The sequence below is a fragment of the Caballeronia sp. AZ1_KS37 genome (genome assembly GCF_023631165.1).
GTDB lineage: Bacteria > Pseudomonadota > Gammaproteobacteria > Burkholderiales > Burkholderiaceae > Caballeronia > Caballeronia zhejiangensis.
The window spans coordinates 1-255 of record NZ_JALQDP010000071.1; the positions used below are offsets into that span (position 1 = coordinate 1).

Consider the following 255-nt stretch of genomic DNA (forward strand, 5'->3'; position numbering starts at 1 on the left):
GATCAACGCGATCCGCGCCCGCTTCGGCGATTCGCTGCCGGTGCGCGGCGATGAAGCCGGTCTGCACTTCGTGCTCGATCTGCCCGATTTCGCCGACGACCGGACGATCGCCGCCACCGCACTGTCCGCCGGTGTCGTGACGCGGCCGCTCGACAACTATTACCTGAACCGGCTCGCGGCGAGAAAGGGGTTGATGCTCGGTTACGCGTGCGTGCCCAACGATCAGATCGCACCTCAGTTCGCAAGGCTCGCGGG

Annotated in this window: 1 pseudogene; it reads left to right on the forward strand. The window is 66.3% G+C overall.

Annotated features, from left to right (window positions below):
- A pseudogene (locus NCS00_RS33260) lies at positions 1-255 on the forward strand (MocR-like pyridoxine biosynthesis transcription factor PdxR); the annotation flags it as partial.